Annotated in this window: 17 protein-coding genes and 2 pseudogenes; 6 read left to right on the forward strand and 13 right to left on the reverse strand. The window is 57.1% G+C overall.

Annotation, left to right across the window (positions count from 1 at the left end):
- A pseudogene (locus ABHR76_RS07030) lies at window positions 1–661 on the forward strand (MSCRAMM family protein); the annotation flags it as partial.
- 66 nt (window positions 662–727) lie between these two features.
- On the opposite strand, the gene ABHR76_RS07035 reads toward ABHR76_RS07030, so the two are convergent.
- Window positions 728–946 carry a hypothetical protein gene (locus ABHR76_RS07035; RefSeq protein WP_022094153.1) on the reverse strand — a complete coding sequence of 73 codons (219 nt, stop codon included), beginning with the start codon at window positions 944–946 and terminating at the stop codon, window positions 728–730.
- Between the two features lie 21 nt (window positions 947–967).
- Entirely contained in the window at window positions 968–4,114 is a 3,147-nt protein-coding gene (locus ABHR76_RS07040; protein ID WP_346977166.1) for a hypothetical protein, read from the reverse strand.
- Between the two features lie 198 nt (window positions 4,115–4,312).
- On the opposite strand from ABHR76_RS07040, the gene ABHR76_RS07045 reads away from it, so the two are divergent.
- Window positions 4,313–5,335, forward strand: a complete 1,023-nt coding sequence (locus ABHR76_RS07045; RefSeq protein ID WP_250787722.1) for a helix-turn-helix transcriptional regulator — start codon at window positions 4,313–4,315, stop codon at window positions 5,333–5,335.
- Window positions 5,322–6,239, forward strand: a complete 918-nt coding sequence (locus ABHR76_RS07050; protein WP_250787721.1) for a helix-turn-helix transcriptional regulator — start codon at window positions 5,322–5,324, stop codon at window positions 6,237–6,239. The genes ABHR76_RS07045 and ABHR76_RS07050 overlap by 14 nt, the downstream gene beginning before the upstream one ends.
- On the opposite strand, the gene ABHR76_RS07055 is transcribed toward ABHR76_RS07050, so the two are convergent.
- Both ABHR76_RS07055 and ABHR76_RS07060 read right to left on the reverse strand, forming a co-directional pair.
- Window positions 6,236–9,130 (reverse strand): helicase C-terminal domain-containing protein, encoded by a 2,895-nt coding sequence (locus ABHR76_RS07055; protein WP_250787720.1) that lies wholly within the window; start codon window positions 9,128–9,130, stop codon window positions 6,236–6,238. The two genes, ABHR76_RS07050 and ABHR76_RS07055, sit on opposite strands and share 4 nt — an antisense overlap.
- Window positions 9,124–10,089: a D-alanine--D-alanine ligase family protein gene (locus tag ABHR76_RS07060; RefSeq protein WP_250787719.1), complete on the reverse strand. Its 966-nt coding sequence runs from the start codon at window positions 10,087–10,089 to the stop codon at window positions 9,124–9,126. Before ABHR76_RS07060 ends, ABHR76_RS07055 begins: the two co-directional genes overlap by 7 nt.
- Window positions 10,090–10,174: 85 nt before the next feature.
- Here ABHR76_RS07060 and rlmN point away from each other — a divergent pair, with 85 nt between their 5' ends.
- Window positions 10,175–11,227 (forward strand): dual-specificity RNA methyltransferase RlmN, encoded by a 1,053-nt coding sequence (rlmN, locus tag ABHR76_RS07065; RefSeq protein WP_250787718.1) that lies wholly within the window; start codon window positions 10,175–10,177, stop codon window positions 11,225–11,227.
- A 197-nt stretch (window positions 11,228–11,424) separates the two neighbouring features.
- Here the strand turns inward: rlmN and ABHR76_RS07070 are convergent, their stop codons facing one another.
- The 9 genes from ABHR76_RS07070 to rpmH form a co-directional block, all read right to left on the reverse strand.
- Window positions 11,425–11,679, reverse strand: a complete 255-nt coding sequence (locus ABHR76_RS07070) for a hypothetical protein (protein ID WP_250787717.1) — start codon at window positions 11,677–11,679, stop codon at window positions 11,425–11,427.
- Entirely contained in the window at window positions 11,669–12,574 is a 906-nt protein-coding gene (locus tag ABHR76_RS07075; RefSeq protein WP_250787716.1) for a ParB/RepB/Spo0J family partition protein, read from the reverse strand. Before ABHR76_RS07075 ends, ABHR76_RS07070 begins: the two co-directional genes overlap by 11 nt.
- On the reverse strand, window positions 12,567–13,367 hold the full coding sequence (locus tag ABHR76_RS07080; protein ID WP_118238235.1) for a ParA family protein: 801 nt from the start codon (window positions 13,365–13,367) through the stop codon (window positions 12,567–12,569). Before ABHR76_RS07080 ends, ABHR76_RS07075 begins: the two co-directional genes overlap by 8 nt.
- A 134-nt stretch (window positions 13,368–13,501) precedes the next feature.
- Window positions 13,502–14,239: a 16S rRNA (guanine(527)-N(7))-methyltransferase RsmG gene (gene rsmG, locus ABHR76_RS07085; protein WP_250787715.1), complete on the reverse strand. Its 738-nt coding sequence runs from the start codon at window positions 14,237–14,239 to the stop codon at window positions 13,502–13,504.
- A 96-nt stretch (window positions 14,240–14,335) separates the two neighbouring features.
- Window positions 14,336–14,905, reverse strand: coding sequence for a Jag family protein (locus ABHR76_RS07090; RefSeq protein WP_250787714.1), 570 nt, complete (start codon window positions 14,903–14,905; stop codon window positions 14,336–14,338).
- Window positions 14,906–14,950: 45 nt separating this feature from the next.
- Entirely contained in the window at window positions 14,951–15,721 is a 771-nt protein-coding gene (locus ABHR76_RS07095) for a YidC/Oxa1 family membrane protein insertase (protein ID WP_250787713.1), read from the reverse strand.
- Between the two features lie 29 nt (window positions 15,722–15,750).
- The gene (gene yidD, locus ABHR76_RS07100) at window positions 15,751–15,975 is read right to left on the reverse strand and encodes a membrane protein insertion efficiency factor YidD (protein ID WP_117584026.1); all 225 of its coding nucleotides are present in this window, start codon (window positions 15,973–15,975) and stop codon (window positions 15,751–15,753) included.
- Window positions 15,972–16,310, reverse strand: a complete 339-nt coding sequence (gene rnpA / locus ABHR76_RS07105; protein WP_346977167.1) for a ribonuclease P protein component — start codon at window positions 16,308–16,310, stop codon at window positions 15,972–15,974. The genes yidD and rnpA overlap by 4 nt, the downstream gene beginning before the upstream one ends.
- Window positions 16,311–16,330: 20 nt before the next feature.
- Window positions 16,331–16,465, reverse strand: coding sequence for a 50S ribosomal protein L34 (gene rpmH / locus ABHR76_RS07110; protein ID WP_019127408.1), 135 nt, complete (start codon window positions 16,463–16,465; stop codon window positions 16,331–16,333).
- A gap of 273 nt (window positions 16,466–16,738) precedes the next feature.
- Between rpmH and ABHR76_RS07115 the strand changes: the two genes are divergently transcribed.
- The gene (locus ABHR76_RS07115; RefSeq protein WP_250787712.1) at window positions 16,739–18,163 is read left to right on the forward strand and encodes an ATP-binding protein; all 1,425 of its coding nucleotides are present in this window, start codon (window positions 16,739–16,741) and stop codon (window positions 18,161–18,163) included.
- A 15-nt stretch (window positions 18,164–18,178) separates the two neighbouring features.
- Window positions 18,179–18,767 (forward strand): annotated as a pseudogene (locus ABHR76_RS07120) (hypothetical protein); the annotation flags it as partial.

The raw sequence follows: 18,767 nt of genomic DNA on the forward strand, positions 1-18,767 counted from the left end.
CAATGGTCTGTGCAACGTGTGGTATCGCACGACGCCGTTGGACTCGACAGACGTCGATGAGCCGGCAAACGCGACACTTGACGATGGGCACGAAAATCCTTGGCTTGAGTCCGACGAAGTAAGGGAGAGTCTGGGTGAGGATTGCCGCCTCGTCGATTACGACGGCTGGCACCTCTGGAAGGCGGATGTCTCGACCACGGAATCCACCACACTCGAGGCGAAAGAACTCGACCTTGCGTCCAATACCGTCGTAACGGGCATTCGAATTGAATACGGTGCGGTAGCCGCCGACTTTACGACTCGAAGCGATGTGGATTCTTGGACCCGCGATGATCTCAAAGATGAGCACGACGACCTTGACGATGCCAAAGCAATCCTTGGCACAGACGCTCGAGGCGCAGTCGTACACATGCAGGCAACGTCGGCTTATACGCCCCAAACCGCACTCACCAACAGCGCGCGCGTCGATCTTTGCCGCAACGGTGGCGGCGATAAACTTGAGTCACATGACGAGGACAGCGTCATTCAACGCTGTACCCTACCGCAGGACCTACCGGCAACAGGATCAGCTCCCATCGCCGCTTGCATCACCGCGCTCCTGACCTCGGGTGTCGCAGCCCTATGGTTCGCTCGCCTTAGGTCGATCCCAAAGAAGCGCTAGCGCGATGAAAAAGCGGGCGAGACAGTCCCCTGGCTCGCCCGCTTTCAATCATGTAAATCGCCGTATCTACTCTGCAGACGAAGATCCACCATCAACGATTGCTTGCTCGGACTCAGGAATCCCATCGGCACCCGTACTCTGTTCTTGCTCCACCTCTTCGCTGATTGCGGAGGCGGGGGTCGAGCCCTTTGCACCCACGATGTAGGCAGCCCCAAATCCTAACGCAATGGCAATCAAGGTCAAAATCACGTAGACAGGCCAATGGCGCTTAATATACGAAAACACGTTGACTCCTTAGAGCTCCGTCTACGAACGGCGGATAACCTCGGTCACGACCTCGGATACCGTGGCAATGTTCGTCGGGTTGACATTGTGGGGCAGGTCGTCCTCGGTACGAGCGCAAGCCAGACGCGTGCCGTCCACGCCGGCGATGGTGAGGGCTCGGCGGCTCGCCTCAAGCGCGGCATAGGCATCGGTCTTGGCATAGGGCATCTCGAGCGCGCCACAATCGACATGGAACGACTTGCACACCTTGCTGACCAGGTTCATGATGCGGCGATCGCCCTTGAGCAGCTGCTGTTCGCCCTCGACCGTCACCACCGAAAGCCTGCCGGCGCCGACGGATTCAAGATTGATGAAGAATACGCCGCGGAGCTTATCGCGATGCGAAGCCAAGAAGGCCTTCATGCCGGCGCCATCACAATCCGAGGCGCCGGTTGCCACAAACCAGATATCGTGACCGAGCAGCTCATCATCGCCCATAGAGGCGACAGCCGAGAGCATATCTTCGGAAGAAGCGCCATCGGAAGACGTAGCGCCACCCTTCCAGCCATCGTTATCGTCCTCGAAGTTATCCCACGAACCGATACCGCGACCGGACTTCTTGGCATCGTAATCGTCTTCGACGCCCAGCCAGTCACTCATGCTGTCCTGCTCGTTTTTCTTTTTACGACCGAACAGGCCACCCAGGCCGCGCTTACGAGACTTGGGTGCCGCCGGGGCGGGAGCTGAAATGGTCTCGATCGGCTGCGCGCCCGGCGCAACGGGCATAGGAGGCGCAACGGGTGCCGATGTGGGTTCGGGACCCTGAGCAGTAGCAAAGGGGTCGTTGACCTGGGCAGAGGGATCGGGAAGGTCGAACAGCGACGTGCGAGACGCAACGTTTGCCTGCTTCATCGACGGCAGCGATGGATCGGGGACCGAAGCCAGCGGAGACGAGGAGGGCGCAGGCGACGGTGCCGACGCCGGATCGGGAACATTCATCTGCGGACGCGGCGATGCCTGGGAGGAAATCTGGGCCATAAGGGAATCGACCGTTTCGTCCTGGGTGGGAGCGACATTGGCAACCGTGGCACCGGAACCACTCGGAGTCGGCATGGTGAAAATCTGCGTGGAGTAAGGCCTCGACTCATCTGTCTCGGGAGCCTCGGAAACCGCAGACACTTCCTCCTGCTCGACCTCGGTCGAATCATCTTGCTCGGCTGCCGCGCACTGCTCTTCGTCAGAGTTGACCTCGACGGGCTCGTCCTCGGTCGCATCCTGAATTTCGGCAGCATCAATGGGCTCGCCATCGCCCGCCGCGTCGTCCTGCTCATCGGAAGCAGGAAGGGGCTCGGCAATCGCGGTACCTTGCTTTTCAAACGTTATCGTGGAATCGAACTGCGCGGCATCAAACGACATGGTGCTATCGACGTGCTGCTGAGCCTCGAAAGACGTTGTAGCTTCGGCAGCGTCGACGGGTACGGACTGCATAGCCTCGTTCTGCTCGAACTCTTGCGCCGCGCGCTCACGTGCCGCCTCGGCTGCCTGCTGCTGAGCGATAGCCTCCTGCTCGGCAGCCTCGCGTGCGGCAGCGCGCTTCTTCTCGAAATCGTCGACAAATTTCTTGCCCTTTGCAAGCGCGCCCTTAAAGAAGTTGGAAGCGCTGGCGCCAATCGAAGAGAACGCGGATGCAATATCGGCATGGGGCGTTGCCGCGGGAATCTCGGCCGAGAAATCAGTATCGCTCTCGTAAGACACGCGCCTCGGCTGTTCAACGTAATCGTCGTCAGACTCGTCCGCAACGTCTTGCGCCGGCGCGGCGGGAGCCAAAATGTCCAGTCCTGCCGCGGGATCGATCGCGGACACCGCCTCGGGCTCGGCAACGGCAGAGGTAACCGCGGCAGACTCATCATCCGCAGCGACAACGGGCGCAGGCGCAGCCACGACGGGGGCAGGCTCGGGCTCAAACGTCGGCTCCTCGCCCTCCTCGTAATCGAGCGTGCAGGACTCGGGAAGCATTCCGAGCGCACGGATGGCATCCGAACCAAAGCGGATGTTGCCGGCGGCATTGCGATAGAGCTTGGGCTCGGGCTCAGCCGCGGCAGGCTCCTCCGCCGGCTCAGCAGCGGGAACCTCGTCATTGAACTCTTCGGCCTGGACAGCCTGATTCTGATCCTCGGGCACGATGGCGCCAATCAGCGTCTCGTCGGCAGACGCACCCTCAAAGCCCTCGATCTGCTCGTCAAAAGCCTCGCCCTGTTCGGGCTCGGTTTGAGCGTCGGGAGCAATCGGCTGACCGAACTCGTCCTCGGCGTAGGTAGGCTCTTCGTACTCGATGGTGTTGCCGTAGTCGTTTTGCTGCTGGGCCGCGGCATACTCCGCCGCCGCGCGCGCCATTTCCTCGGCACGACGCTTCTGCTCCCCAAAATAGGTATCGAACGGAACATCGTCGGGAAACTCGTTTTCGCCCTGGAAGGGAGCAACGTTGTCCATAACGCCGAGCATAGCGGCGACAGAAGACTTGTTGCACACCGCGCCGGACGTATAGGGAAGAACGTGGCGGTTAGAGATGATGTTTGCCGCGTTGGCAAGTGCAACGAGGGAAGCGAGGATCGCGACAATCCACAGCAGAACCTTGAGCGCGCCGGGGAGCGGCAGGATACGCAGGATGGCAACGGCAGCAGGGGCAACCGTGGCAACGGGCAACAGCTTGGCGATGAGCGCACGATACGAAGCATAGGGCTCGCGGGCGAGCAGCTCAGCACGGGGAGAGTCGTAGTGTGCGACAACGACCACCGGGCGGTTGCGCGGAGACGCGAGCGGGCCCGAGGCCTTGTGGTAGGCGATGACATTTTGGCTCACGCCCGTCTTGCCCAGGCGCGAAACCACGGGGTGCCCTGTGCGTTCGAGCACGTAAAGAACGGCGCCGACAATGGCCAGCAAGGTGCCGACCAAGCCGATACCGCCACCGATGCCCATCAGCAGGGCACCGGCAAACGCAAGAATACCGGTAACGGCAAATGCCAACCTACTGGGCGCCGGGGCATTGAACTCCTGAACCTCGGGATCAAAGCCGTGGTTGCGGAAGATCTGAGCGATATCCTCGGCCGCCAAGCGCTCTTCTTCGCTGCATGCCGGCGTAATGCCGGTGTTCTGCAGCAGGTGGTTAATATAGTTCTGGGTGTTCGCCATGTGCGCTCCACATCCATAATCCGACAAATAGGCCCAATGCATGCACATTAGAACCGTATATGGTCGAAAGTATACCCCGAGCGAGCGCAAACGACCGAATTCGGGCCATCTTAACGCCCCGAGCGGACAAGGATATAGCCTAATCTCCATATCGGACTAAAATCATGGCAGCAAACCACCTTCTCATGCGAGGACTCTATGACGGCAAGCGACACGACCGCGACAATTAAAAAGGGGAATTCGGAGCCCAGTTTCGATAAAACGGCCCAGCGCATCCTCAATCTTTTCTTTGTGCTCAACAGCTCCCCCGAACCGCTGACGACCGAGCAGATCGTCTTGGATTCCGACCTGGGATATGGCTCCGGCAACATCGACTCGGATAAGCGCAAGTTTCGGCGCGATCGTGACAAACTGCTCGAGCGTGGCATCTTAATCAAGGAGGTTCGCCCCGCCGGTGCGCAGGAGACCGAGGAAAGCTCGTGGACAATCGACCGCGAGCACACCTTTGCAGCAGGCGGCCTCATCACCGCAGACGACGCCGATATCCTGCTCAACGCCATCGACCAGACACTAGCGGCCGGCTCATCCACTTTTGCCGCACCGCTTGCCGATATTCGCTCCAAGATTGCCTATCTCACCGGTAGGACGACGGTGGACGAAGCACCAATCCGCCGCTCTCCCACCGTCGATGCGGTATGGAGCGCCTTTGCCGAGCGATGCGCGCTGCGATTTTTATATCAGAACGGACGCGGCGAGCAGAAAGAACGTACCGTCTGCGTCTACGGCATGTTCGAACGCGAGGGCGTGGCGTACTTCTGCGGCCTCGACAATGTCACCGACGGCATCAGGACATTCCGCTGCGACCGTATCGTTCGCGCTTGGCGTCCTTCGAAGGCCTACGCCATCCCTGCGGACTTCAATCTCAACGACTATCTGTTCTTTGAATTCGATTTTGCCGACCGACCGCCCGTTGCAGCCACGTTCTCGTTCGCCCCTCAGACGCAGATCGATATGATCAACGGCCTCACGCGCGGGCGAGGTGAGCTCGCACACACCGATGCGGGATGGACCTGGACCGTTGACGTGCGTGACCTTGAAGCCGCCGCCTCATTTTGCATGGCCCACGCCATGGACGGCATGAGGCCCATGGCCCCCAAATCGCTCAAGCAGGCGTGGAACCGCCTCATTGAAAGGACGGTGCACGAGCATGCCCGTGCGTAAACTCACCAGCGAGCAGAGACTCTCGCGCGCCATCGACATCATGGAGGCCCTCTACGCCGCCGGCGAGAGCGGCATGACACGAGCCGAGATTTGCAGCCGCTTTGACATCACAGGGGTGTCACTCGACGAGATTCTCGAGATCGTCTCGACGCTCGCGGACCGAGAATCGGGCGCGCGCATCATCTGCGAATGCCACGGCGAGCGTGTGGTCCTCACCGGCGACGCCGGGCGTGTTCTACCGTTGCGCCTGAGTGCCGCCGAGGGCGCTGTGCTCAACCACGAACTTGAATCGTTGGGGATCGAGCCACAGACGGCAGCCCGGATTCGGCATGCTCTTCTACCCGAAGAGCTCGGCTATAACCAGCGCGTCTTTGACACCGTCAACCACGGGTCGCACTGGCAGCAGCTGAGCTGCGCCATTCAGGACGGCGTTCGCTGCCGCATCTCGTATCGCTCGATGGACGATGCACGGCCACGTGAGCGTCTGGTCGACCCCTTGCGCATTACGGCAAACGGCGACCAAACATACCTGATTGCCTGGGACATCGCGGTCGATGAGCAGCGCACCTATCGCATGGATAAAATCGAGGGACTCGCCTTGACGGAAGACTCCGTCGTGCCTCATGCACCGGACGTCGCATCCCTCCACGATTCCCTTGCCCGGACGCAGCGTAGTGCAAAGCTCTTGATGCCATTCGATATGGCGGAGCATCTGGACTGGGCCGGCATCACCCTAATCGAGCGCAGCGGAGCAGACATGGCAACGGTAACCGTGCATTACGGCTCCGAGCGTTGGCTACTGAGCCAGATAATTGCAGCGGGCGGAGCCATCCACATCTTGGATGACCCCGCCCTGTCAAAGCGTCTGTGCGATATGGCAAAAACCCTCGTCTGTCCGCTTTAGCGCCGCCGCTCGTGGCGTGCACGCCACAGTTGCAGATAGTGCCCGATCTGCGCCGATTCGATGCGCTGGTAGGAGCTCGTGGGCAGCGACGTTAAGAACTTCTTTCCGTAGCCCTTCGTCACCAGGCGCGGGTCGGCCAGAATCAGCACGCCGCAATCGGTCGACGAGCGGATAAGGCGGCCGGCCGCCTGCTTGACCTCGAGCACCGCCTCGGGCAGCGAATAGCGCGCCCAAGCGCGGTCTTCGCGCAGGTTGCGCTCGCACGAGAGCGGGTCCGTGGGGCTCGAGAACGGCAGCTTGGGAATGATGACGCAGCGCAGCGTCTCGCCGCTGGCGTCGAATCCCTCCCAGAAGGCCTTAAGTGCAAAAAGCGACGAGGTCGGCTCGTTGATAAACCGGTCGCGCAGGCGACGAGGAGATGAGTTGCGCTGCTGGCAGTTGAGCTCCAGACCCGCACGGGCCATTTTGGGCTCAACGCGGGCGTACAGGTCTTCCATGTCGCGCCGATTGGTGAACAGCGTGAGCACCGATCCGCCCATGGCAAGATGGGCGTCGACCAGCACGCGCTCGAGCGCCGTAAGATAGCTCTCACGATCGCGCGGATCGGGGATATCGCCCGCAACGACTACAGCCATGTTCGAATCGAAGTCGTAGCTCGAGTCCAAGTGCAGCGATGTGGATGTTGAAGCACCAATGCGATCGAGGCCGACCGCGTGGTTAAAGTGTTCAAAGCTTTTGGACACCGTCATGGTCGCCGAGGTAAAGATAGCCGTGTGAACCTCGGGCAGCCACTCGGTTGCCAAGGCCTCGCCAATGTCGATGCGCTCTGCGGTCATTGACTCTCCGCCGGCACGCAGCCTGCGATTGACCTGCAGCGAATACACGTAGTGTTCATCGGTGCCATCAATGATGAGCTTGAGGTTCTCGGCCAGCTCGTGCAGGCGGCGCGAGATATCACCCAGGTCGACAACAACCTCGGGCTTGTCGGCGGCGACGGCTTGTACCAGCGCGTCGACGCTCTTGTCAGCTTGTTCCAATGCGTCGATGGCAGTGTAAGCCGACTGTAAGAAATCATGCCAGTCGTCAGATTCGCGCAGCTCGGGGCCAATCCATAGATTGGCATTGTCATAACCCCCACGGGCACGGCGGCCGAGCTCGCGAACGCCATCGAACACGTCGGCGATCGCCATGCTCGCACGCGCAACCGTCGAGGTCGCCTTGGCAGTAAGGCCCAGATAGAGCGTAGAGCCCTCGGAGGTTGCCAAATCACGGGAAACCTGGCTTAGCGCGCCGGTGCTCGAGCCACCCAGGCGCTCAAACAGAACGCGTGATTCGTCCGCCGACACCACGCGCGCCCACTGACGGCGCGCCTCGCGCTCGATGGAATGGGCCTCGTCGATTACCCAATGACGAATCGGAGGCAAAATCCTGCCCTCGGCCGCGACATTGCGGAACAGCAGGGAATGATTGGTGACCACCACGTCGGCATGCGCCGCACGACGTCGAGCGCCGTGGACCAAACATTTATCAGGGAAAAACGGGCAGAGGCGACGAGCACACTCGCGCGAGGCCGTCGTAAAGTCGGGGCGGTTGACGCTGCGCCACCGAATGCCGAGCGAGTCGAGGTCGCCATCGGCTGATTGGCAGACGTACGCCATAATGACCGCGACCGCCGTGAGCGTGTCCGCCGGATCGCGCTTGGTGGTAATCTCGACCTGGCCGCGGCTCATGCGCTCAAGCTTGCGCAGGCACGGATAGTGGTCATAGCCCTTGAGAGCGCAAAATGACAGGCCACCGTCCAGTTGCTCGGCAAGTTTTGGCAGCTCATGGTACATGAGCTGGTCGGCAAGATTGTTCGATTTGGTCGCAATACCAACCGTGATGTTGTTACGGCGTGCTGCCTCGGCAAAAGGCACCAGATAGGCCATCGATTTGCCGACGCCCGTGCCCGCCTCAATTACACGATGAGTGCCCGTGACCAGCGCATCGCAGACCTCGAGCGCCATCGCGATCTGCTCATCACGCGGCTCGTAGGTGGGATACATGCGATTGACCAGGCCACCTGGCGCATAGTCTGCCTCAATCTCCTCACGACTCGGCATCCTGAGTACCGGCAGTTCGTCGGCGTCCACCCGATCGTCGGCGCGATCGGCCTTGAGAACGTCAGCACGGGCGGCGCTGAGAGAGAAGATAGAACCAGGGTTCTGCCCCGCCAAGAATGAGAAGATTGGACGATAGGACCAAGGCACGTCCGGATGCATGTCGGCTAGGCGCGCCATGAGGCCCTGGGGCAAGTCGGTGAGTGCCACGAGCAACACGCGCCATACGCCACACAGGGCGTCGACGTCGGCATTGGCACGGTGTGATACCGAGTCACAGCCAAACAGATCGGCCATAAAAGACAGCTTGTGCGAGGCCAGGCGCGGAAGCGCGATGCGCGACAGCGCCAGCGAATCGATCCAAATATCGCTCACGTTGACGCCGCCTTTGACCGACTCGATAAACGAGCGGTCGAACGTGGCGTTATGTGCGATTACCGGGCAACCACCGACAAAATCGGCGAGAGCGGCTACGGCCTCAACGGCCGACGGGGCATCTGCCACATCGGCATTTGTAATGCTCGTGAGCTCGGTAATCTCGGCGGGAATCAGCTGCTTGGGATGCACGAAGGTATCGAAGCGGTCGACGATCTCGCGGCCCGAAAGACGGGCCGCCGAGATCTCGATCAGCTCGTTGTCCTGCACCGAAAGACCTGTGGTCTCGGTATCGAGGACAATTACATCTTCCTCGATAAGGCCGAAGGACTGCGTTTTGGCGCGTTCGGCAAGCGTGGCATAGGAGTCGATGACAAACTGCGGCGTTCCTGACGAAACCGCGTCCTCGATTAGCATGCAATGCCCGCTCGACGAAGGCCCATACGGATCAGGCTGTCACAGACCTGCGGGAACGTCATGTCGTCGGTGTGGCGGATCTCATCCGGATACAGCGACGTATCGGTCATGCCGGGAATGGTATTGGTCTCGAGGATGACGGGGCCGTCCTCACTCACAATAAAGTCGCTGCGCGAGATACCCAGGCAACCGAGGGCCTTGTGAGCAGCGCAGGCAAGCTCCTGAGCGCGAGTGTAATTCTCGGGTGAAATCTGCGCCGGAATGCGATGGATGTCCGTAGGGTCGACATACTTCACGTCCAGATCGTAGAACTCGCAGTCCTTGGGCTTACGAATCTCGACAATCGGCAGAGCGCGCACGTCGTCCTCGCCGTACACGCCGACGGTGATCTCGGTACCCTCGATGCACTTCTCGACCAGCACTTTGTCGCCGTACTCAAACGCCTTGGCGATTGCCGCGGGCAGCTCGGAGGGCTCATGGACCAGGGAAATGCCATAGCTGGAACCGTTGACGGCCGGCTTCACAAAGCAGCGCTCGCCACAAACCTCGACGATATGATCGATATCGACTTCATCGCCCACCTCGAGCGCGAGGCCGGGGGCAATGGGGATGCCCGCCTTGGCGTACAAGAGCTTAGAGACCTCCTTGTCGGCACCGCAGGCGCTGGCAAGCACGCCCGAGGCCGTGTAGGGGACACCCAGGGTCTCCATGGCCCCCTGCATGGCGCCATCCTCGCCGCCGGCGCCGTGCATGGCGATAAACGCCACGTCAAAGCCGCCGGTCGCCATAGTCACCATAAAGTCATCGGCGGCGGTGTCGAGCAGCTCCACCGAAGTGTAGCCGGCCTCCTTCAAGGCCACCACGACGTTCTTTCCCGAATTGAGCGAGATCTCGCGCTCAGCGGAATGACCGCCCGCCAAGACCGCTACGTGCATGTTCTCTAGGCTTTTACCCGGCATGGGCAGACTCCTCCTCTATAATTTCTGCAGCTGATACCATATTGTAGCGATACCCTCTACGTTTCCCCAAAATCGAAAGGCTTCCATGAATCCCAGGACTAAATCTCAGGACATTCGCGACTTGAGCCAAAACGATATTCGCGAGCTCGTGGCAGAACTCGGCCAGCCCGCTTTCCGCGCCAAGCAACTCATCGAATGGGTCTTTGAGAAGAACGTTTGTTCGTTTGATGATATGACTAACCTTCCCAAGGCCTTCCGCGAGCAGCTTAAAGAGGCATTTGCCTTCGACACGCCGACGGAGCTTACCAAACAGGTTTCCAAGGACGGCTCGCGCAAGTATCTGCTCGAGTACCACGACGGCATTTCCGTCGAGACCGTTGGCATGCCTCGCCGCAATAAACTCTCCGTCTGTGTTTCTACTCAGGCTGGCTGTGGCATGGGCTGCGCCTTTTGCGCTACTGGTCTCAACGGCCTCAAGCGCTCTCTGAGCGCTCAAGAGATCGTCGACCAGGTGCTTCATGTATCCAACGACTTTGGCGAGCGCGCCACAAGCGTCGTTTTCATGGGTCAGGGCGAGCCGTTTGCCAACTACGACGAGGTTCTCAAGGCACTGCGCATCCTTAACGACCCCGATGGCATCGGCATCGGCGCCCGTCATCTTACTGTCTCCACCAGCGGTGTTATTCCAGGCATTCGCAAGTTTGCCGACATTCCCGAGCAGTTCACGCTCGCTGTGTCGCTGCACTCCGCTATCCAGTCCACGCGCAACAAGATTATGCCTGGCGTTAAGAAGTACACGCTACTTCGCCTTCACGAGGCGCTTCAGCTCTACACCGAGAAGACCGGACGCCGACCGACCTATGAGTATGCCATGATCGAAGGCGTCAACGACACGAATCCCGAGATGCAGGCGCTCTGCGACTTCTGCGAGGGAACGCTGTGCCACGTTAACCTGATTCAGCTTAACGACATCGAGGGCAGCCCGCTCAAGCCGTCGCCGATTCATAAGGTTGAGGATCTTCAGCGCCGCCTTGAGTCTCGTGGCATCGAGACCACGATCCGCAATTCTCGCGGCAATGATATTGATGCCGCCTGCGGTCAACTGAAGCAACGCTTCAAGGTCCAGAAGAACGCATAGGGGAGTCTGCCCCCCATAACGTTTCATGTGAAACATCCGACAGCCCTGGTTGCAAATAATGCAACCAGGGCTGTTTCATTTGTTTTCATCCTAGTGGACTTGATTTACGTGAACTTAGCTTTATGGCCAAAATAAGGGGCCCTTGTCTCATGAATCAGACAAGGCCCCTTCAAAATAGGCAAGTAATTGTTAGGTACCTAATAACCAACATTTTCCCATTGATGGTCAACCCAGTCTTGGTTAATCTTGGGATTCTTAGTCATCTGAGCAGTGCGCATAGCGACATCTTCGGTCATCACATCCATTTTCTTCTTTGATGTATCGACGATATCCTGAGCTCCGCGCAGCAGTCGACCGCGTAGTTCATCATCTGTCGCAAGCTTATACCCCGCAAAAGCACCAGCGGCGACGGTGGTTGCCAACGCAATAGCCGCGAGAACCTTATTCTTCATCCTGATCCTCCTGCCCAAATTGAATCATTTCGCCAAGGATACGGGAGAGCTCCTCCTCGTCTTTGAACTCGATTTCAATTTTGTTCTTGCCACGCGAGCTCTTCACACGTACATTCGTGTTGAAAACTTGACGAAGTACTCGAGCGGCCTTTTTGAATGACTGAGGTGTTGCCGGTCTCGGAGTCCTTGGCGTCTCTCCGGCAGAAAACAACGGAGCAAGATTTTCTGTCGCTCTAACAGAAAGACCTTCTGCGACAACTTTCTCAGCAAGTCGAATCCTGGCATCTTCATAAGGAACCGCAAGAATCGCTCTTGCATGACCTGCAGTAAGCTTGCCTTCGAAAATCATCTGCTGTACGACTTCGGGAAGATCTAGCAAACGAAGCGAATTTGTAATTGCGGAACGAGACTTACTGACAGCCTTTGATAACGCCTCCTGCGTCATACCGCTGGCATCAATGAGCTGACGATAACCCTTTGCCTCTTCGACAGGGTTCAAATCAGAACGCTGAAGATTCTCGATAAGTGCAAGAGCGAGCATTTCCTCATCATTAACTTCCTTAATGATGACTGGCAATTCTTCAAGGCCAGCGAGTTTCGATGCCTGGTAACGACGCTCACCGGCAATAATCTCATAGCCATTTCCGTGCTTGCGGACCAATAGTGGTTGCAAAACGCCATGTTCTTGGATTGACTCGCTCAACTCGCGAAGTTCTGTTTCATTAAAGTGAATTCGAGGTTGATTTGGATTAGGGACAATATCCTCAATAGGCAGTTTTGTTTCAGATGCGGCATTTGAAGCCGATGCAGCCGAACCACCGGTCTCATACTCGGCCTCTGAGACCAAAGCATTGAGTCCACGTCCCAATCCGCCACGTTTCTTTGCACTAGGCACGCTTGATCACCTCTTTTGCAAGGTTCATATACGCTTTTGCACCCTTATTTTGAGGCGCATAGGTAATTACCGGCTCTCCAAAAGACGGAGCTTCAGAGATTTTTACGGTACGAGGAATTAAGGTCTTAAAAGCCTTATCACCAAAGTACGACTGAACTTCCTCAACAACCTGATTCGACAAAGAAGTACGTGAGTCATACATGGTCATAAGCACGCCATAGGTGTCTAAGCCCTTGTTCAGACGCGATTTGACCATCTTCATTGACTCAAGCAGCTTCGTTACGCCCTCGAGTGCATAATACTCGCACTGGATCGGAATCAAAACGCTGTCTGCTGCGGTCAAAGCGTTGATTGTAAGCAGGCCGAGCGAAGGAGGACAGTCAATGAAAATAAAATCGAATTCGTCTTGAATGGGCTCAAGCAAATCTTTGAGGCGGGTTTCACGAGCAATTGCGCTTACGAGCTCAATTTCGGCGCCTGCAAGCTGAATTGTCGCCGGAATAACGAATACCTTTTTGCAATTTGTATCAAGAACGAGCGATTCTGCCGGCACGTCATTCAGCAATGCATCATAGATGCACTGATCAAGGTCTTCTTTTTCAATTCCAAATCCACTTGTACTGTTTCCCTGCGGATCAAAATCGACAATCAGCGTCTTGCGTCCCTGTTCACCCAGAGCTGCTGCAAGGTTTACAGCCGTCGTTGACTTACCGACGCCGCCTTTTTGATTGATGATTGCAATAATACGCGTGTCTTTTGCGCTTTTCGAACGCTTAACGTCGCGAAATCCCACGGTCCCTCCTGGTGTGTATTAAAGCTGTCAAACGGAGGATGTTTCACGTGAAACATTCCGATTCGATATCAACCGCCATGTTTCACGTGAAACACCGCAAGTTGTTAGTATCCATTATGTTTCACGTGAAACATCTAGGCAAGCGGATTCTTCTTTGCCATGCCATTTGCACGAGGCAATGAGACGGATGCTGGATGACTCTTCTTAAGAACAATAAACTCCCTGTGGCCCAAGCCCTCAGGCAAATCGATTGCGTCATTCAGAAGCAAAGTGAAGCCACAGATCTTAGCTGCTGACATGCCGGAAGTAAGCTCCTCATCCGATGGATTGCCCTTCGTAATAACAAATAGCCCTCCATCCTTGAGGTACGGAGCTGCATACTCAACAAGAATCGGTAGAGGGGCCAGCGCGCGGGCGGTTACGACAGAGAACTGTTTCTTATGGCTTCGAGCATATTCTTCAAGGCGATCATGAACTGCATGACCATATTTCAATCCAAGAGCATGAACAAAAGAATTGACAGCATCAACCTTCTTGCCAACAGAGTCAATATAAGTAGCTTTACGATGCGTGGTTATCGTTAATGGAATACCAGGGAAACCCGCACCAGTTCCCATATCGAGCAAAGCTCCCTCAGGAGCCTTATTGATATAAGGGAGCAAGACAAGTGAGTCGAGGATATGAAGTACCGCAGCGTCTTCTACGTTAAGAATACGGGTGAGGTTGGTTGTCTTATTTGTTTCTAGAACCAAATCCAAATGCTGAATACATTTCCTTAGATCAGCATCAGTTATATTCAGGGAATACTCTTTGCAATAGGAAGTTAGACGGCTGAGCATCTCGTCAGTCTGCTGATCAGTAAGTACAAACAACAGAAGCTCCTTTCTGACAAAAATCAGTGTATCGAGAACTTTTGACAAAAAAAGGGGACGTGGAAACCACGCCCCCTTAGCATAAGCTCGAGTAGATTATCGAGCAACAATCACCACATGGCGATCAGGGTCAGAACCCTCAGAATGGGTATCGACAGCATCATTGCCACGAAGTGCAATATGAACCAGTCGGCGCTCATAGGCATTCATGGGCGGAAGCGAAACACTCTTATGGGTACGGATGGCACGCTCGGCGGCCGACTGAGCCATTGAGGCAACCTTGTCCTGACGACGGCTCTTGTAGCCCTCAACGTCAACCACAACCGGATACCTAAAGCCGAGCTTGCGGCTCACCAGCAAAGAGAACATGACCTGAAGAGCATCAAGGGTACGACCATGACGGCCAATGAGAACAGCAAGATCAGGAGCGGTAACATCCAAAATCAGCTCGCCCTCGTCGCCCTCGTACTCATCAATAGGAGAGTTGGCGGCATCGAAGTGCGAAAGGATGGAACGCAGAATGGAAATCGCAACATCGGCAATGGTGTCGAGCTCCTCATCGGTCAGCTCTTCACCGGCCTTGTAGCGCTGTGCAATCTCGGGATAATCGCCCGCAATCTGCGGGGCAACCTCCTCAATCATATCCTCGATGATCTCTTCAGACATAACGTACTCCAAAAGTTAGGTACCTAAATAAGATTGATATCCCGACTACTTCTTCTTGTGCGGACGCGGCTTCTTCTCGCGACGGGTAACCTCGACCTGCAGCGGAGCGTTCTTGAGGCGCTCCTCCTCATCGGCCTTGGCCTTGTCGATAACCTTCTGCGTCACGAAGATCTGCTGGATAACCTGCCAGGCAGAAGACACATCGTAGTACAGCAGAACGCCGACGGGCAGGCTCCAGCCCATCCAAAGCATCATGACGGTCATGACGACAGCCATCATGCGCATGCTCTGGGCCTGCTGACCAGTCTGATTGCGGGACATATACAGCTGCGGAATCAGGGTCAAGACAGCAAACAGGATCAGGCAGATCAGCGCAGGCAGCGCAACCATAAAGCCATCGGCAAAGGAAGCACTCGGCGTGGTGGTCAGGTCGGGCAGGATGTTGAAGAACGAGAACGTGCCGTCGTTAAAGTACTGCGGCAGGTTGCGCAGCAATGTAAACAGGGCGAACAGGATAGGCATCTGAATCAGCAGCGGCAGACAGCCAGCCATGGGGTTGAACTTGTTCTCGCTGTAGAACTTCTGCATCTCCTCGGCCTGACGCTGGGGATCGTCGGCATAGCGCTCCTGGATCTCGAGCATCTTGGGCTGCAGCACCTGCATGCGAGCCGTCGACTTGGTCGACTTGAGCATGAGCGGCGTCAGCAGCAGACGGATGATGACCACCAGGATGATGATGGACAGGCCCCAGTCGACCGCAAAGGTCTGGATGAGCTTGAGCAGCTCGAAAAGGATGTTAACGATCCAATCCCACATGTAAGTTTTCCTCCGATAGCGAGTGCCCGCTAGGGCACAGGGTCATAACCGCCGACGTGCAGGGGATTGCAACGAGCGATGCGCCTCACGGCAAGCCAGCAGCCTCTCAAAACACCGTACTTCTCAATCGCCTGGATGGCGTATTGCGAGCACGTTGGGTAATAAATGCAGGCGTCAGGCAATAAGGGCGAAATAACCTGTTGATATATGCGAATAGGAGCGATGGCAACACGTCGCAAAACGTGATTGCTCATCGCTCCTCCCCGGCAACGCCGGCGCGCTTCATAAGCGAACGCAACGCCTTGTCCATCTCCTGCGGCGAGGAAACCCTCGTCTTGGGAGTTGCAAACAAGATGATGTCATAACCCGCAACGGGAAATCCACAGCTGCGGGCGGCCTCGCGCATCACACGCTTAGATCGGTTGCGCACGACGGCACAACCGAGTCGCTTAGCACCAACGAAGGCGACCCTTCCGGAGTCGCCTTCGCCAACCGATTCACATATGGTCATTCGAATCAGAGGGTGATCGAAACGACGCCCCTGACTGAACACATGCTCGAAATCTTGCCGAGACTTAATAGTCTTCATGCGAGATGTGTGTATCGCTGCTAGACAGTGAGACGCTTGCGGCCCTTGGCGCGACGACGGGCGAGCACGGCACGACCACCCTTAGTGGCCATACGGGCACGGAAGCCATGGGTCTTGGCACGCTTACGCTTATTAGGCTGATACGTACGCTTCATCTTAAGTTCCTCCTGCTGCATTTCGAGTGTCCGCGGGGACGCGGACGCAGATATAGACACGTGAGCTTGAAGATTGTAGGGAAATCAATGTTCAAATGTCAAGAAATCAAAGGTAAAAGGTTGCGCAGTTCACACGGTTCCCCCATAAGCCAAGCTCGATTTAGCGGCGCATGGCAACTTTTCACGATATTTCATCGAGTTTTCAACAGGTCATGTTGGCAATGTTGAGAACTTTTCGTCCGTTTTCCAAAGTTTTCAACAGGTTTTGGAAAGTTGTCGAAAGATGAGAAACATTGCACGGTGAGCTACTATTTGTTCGAAACCTTTTGGAAGATTGCGAGTGGCATGTCTGACGACTTTTACACCATGGTCGATTCCGGAGACCCGGCACCCGACAACGAGCACATCACCGGCGTGCGCGAAGAGCGTGACGAAGGTGAACAGACGACCACGCAGGGGCCGAAAGCCATGTACGCTGCGCGCATCGCCGTCTATGACGACATGTTGTCGACACCGCGTGTGATCGTCATTGATCCGCAAGATGTCCGCACGTATTTGGAAGAGACGACCAACACCGTCTACCAGTGCATGAAAGAACAAGGCGGCCATATCTCGCTCATGGTCATCCGCGAGATTGTCGAAAATTTTATACACGCGCACTTTGCCGAGCCCATCATCTCGATTCTGGACGGCGGAGACACCATCCGCTTTGCCGATCAAGGACCAGGCATCGACGACAAGGAACGCGCTTTCGACTTTGGCGTTACCAGCGCAAACAGCAAGATGAAGCGCTATATCCGTGGAACCGGAGCAGGGTTTCCCATGGTGCAGGAGTATTTGGAAAACGCCGGCGGTGCCGTTTCCATCGAGGACAACATGGGCAACGGCACCGTGGTTACGGTAAGCCTGAACCCTAAACGCGTGCAGGAAATCGAGCGTGCCGGCGGACGCGGCGCTGCCGTGCGGCCCGAGACGGAACAGCCCACATATCCCCTGCCGGGAGCTTTTGCGCAGCAGCCCATGGCAGCGCAGCAGATGCAGCCCCCCGTGGGACAGATGCAGCAGCCCGGAATGCTACCTACACAAGAACCCCGGGCGGCATCGATGTCGATGCCGACAAACACGCCAGAGACCATGCCGCTGGCGGATCAGGATGCAGCAGCAATGCAGCAGGCGACGGGGGCGCCGGGTGGCCAGCAAATGGGCTATCAGCCGTACCAACAGGGATATCCATATCAGCAGATGCCGCCACTGGGGTATGGCCAGCAGTTCCCGCAGCAGTACCAGCAGGGATATCAGCAGCCGTACCAGCAGATGCCGCAGCAGCAGTACAACCCCTGGGCCCAGCAGATGCCTCCGCAGCCTTACCAACAGTGGCCTCAAAGTTTTCAACAGCAAATGCCGCCGATGCAGAGTTCTCAACAACCAGCAGCTCAAATGATGTATCCTAATGCAGCAAATCAGTATGCGCAGCCACAACCGGACGTGTTCGTAAGCGATCGCGGCAACGCCGCGCTGGGCTATCTGGCGCAAAATCAAGCGTGCGGTGCAACCGATCTGGCGAGGGCGTTTGGAAACTCGGCCCCCACTTGGTCACGCACGCTCAATGACTTGGCGCAGGCCGGCTTGGTCATCAAGCATGGCCAGAAATACCATCTGACCGAACTCGGCGCCGCTCGCGTGCGAGCTCAGAGCTAAAGAACGGGAGAGACAGTGGACGAGGAAGCAAGCATCATCCTGGGGGATGCCATCGCCTTTTGCCAGCGCGACGGCCAAGATGCACGCCTCATCAACATGCTGGGGCAATCGCGCGCCATAAGCCTGACCGAAGATACGCTCACGATCGAGGCACCCTCGCGCTTTGCCATCGCGCAGCTCAAAAAGCATCAGCCGACTATTGAGGCCTATCTGGAAGAAATCGCCTTTGCACCGATTGCGCTCGACGTCTTGGCACCGCAAGGCGCCGCGACGGAATCCGCTGCCACGACGGCGCCCGCCACGGCTCCCGCCGCTTCCCCGGCGGTGCCGGCCTCCGCAGGCGACGTACCGACGATCGAGCACCAGCACAGCGATGTTTCCCGTGAAACCATGGCACCGTTGCCGACCGCGGCGGCGACGTCAACGAACGTACCCGTCACGCACATGCCCATCGCTCACGACGCAGCGGCGGGCGCGGATTCGGGCATTGCAATCAAAAACACGCTCTCGGCCGATGATTTTCGTCGCATGATGAACCAGATGAAGGGCGGAGCGCCGACTAAATCCACGCAAGCTGCGACCCCCGCTTCACCCATGTCAGCAC

Origin of the sequence: Collinsella aerofaciens, from assembly GCF_039752985.1 — a bacterium.
Lineage (GTDB): Bacteria > Actinomycetota > Coriobacteriia > Coriobacteriales > Coriobacteriaceae > Collinsella > Collinsella aerofaciens_BT.

Excerpts from the sequence above, each read along its gene's own strand:
- rnpA (WP_346977167.1), bottom strand. The coding sequence starts at position 16,310 with ATGAAGACTATTAAGTCTCGGCAAGATTTCGAGCATGTGTTCAGTCAG.
- ABHR76_RS07050 (WP_250787721.1), top strand. The coding sequence starts at position 5,322 with ATGCCCGTGCGTAAACTCACCAGCGAGCAGAGACTCTCGCGCGCCATC.
- ABHR76_RS07070 (WP_250787717.1), bottom strand. The coding sequence starts at position 11,679 with ATGAAGAATAAGGTTCTCGCGGCTATTGCGTTGGCAACCACCGTCGCC.
- ABHR76_RS07090 (WP_250787714.1), bottom strand. The coding sequence starts at position 14,905 with ATGTCTGAAGAGATCATCGAGGATATGATTGAGGAGGTTGCCCCGCAG.
- rlmN (WP_250787718.1), top strand. The coding sequence starts at position 10,175 with ATGAATCCCAGGACTAAATCTCAGGACATTCGCGACTTGAGCCAAAAC.
- yidD (WP_117584026.1), bottom strand. The coding sequence starts at position 15,975 with ATGAGCAATCACGTTTTGCGACGTGTTGCCATCGCTCCTATTCGCATA.
- ABHR76_RS07095 (WP_250787713.1), bottom strand. The coding sequence starts at position 15,721 with ATGTGGGATTGGATCGTTAACATCCTTTTCGAGCTGCTCAAGCTCATC.
- ABHR76_RS07055 (WP_250787720.1), bottom strand. The coding sequence starts at position 9,130 with ATGCTAATCGAGGACGCGGTTTCGTCAGGAACGCCGCAGTTTGTCATC.
- ABHR76_RS07060 (WP_250787719.1), bottom strand. The coding sequence starts at position 10,089 with ATGCCGGGTAAAAGCCTAGAGAACATGCACGTAGCGGTCTTGGCGGGC.
- ABHR76_RS07040 (WP_346977166.1), bottom strand. The coding sequence starts at position 4,114 with ATGGCGAACACCCAGAACTATATTAACCACCTGCTGCAGAACACCGGC.
- ABHR76_RS07045 (WP_250787722.1), top strand. The coding sequence starts at position 4,313 with ATGACGGCAAGCGACACGACCGCGACAATTAAAAAGGGGAATTCGGAG.
- rpmH (WP_019127408.1), bottom strand. The coding sequence starts at position 16,465 with ATGAAGCGTACGTATCAGCCTAATAAGCGTAAGCGTGCCAAGACCCAT.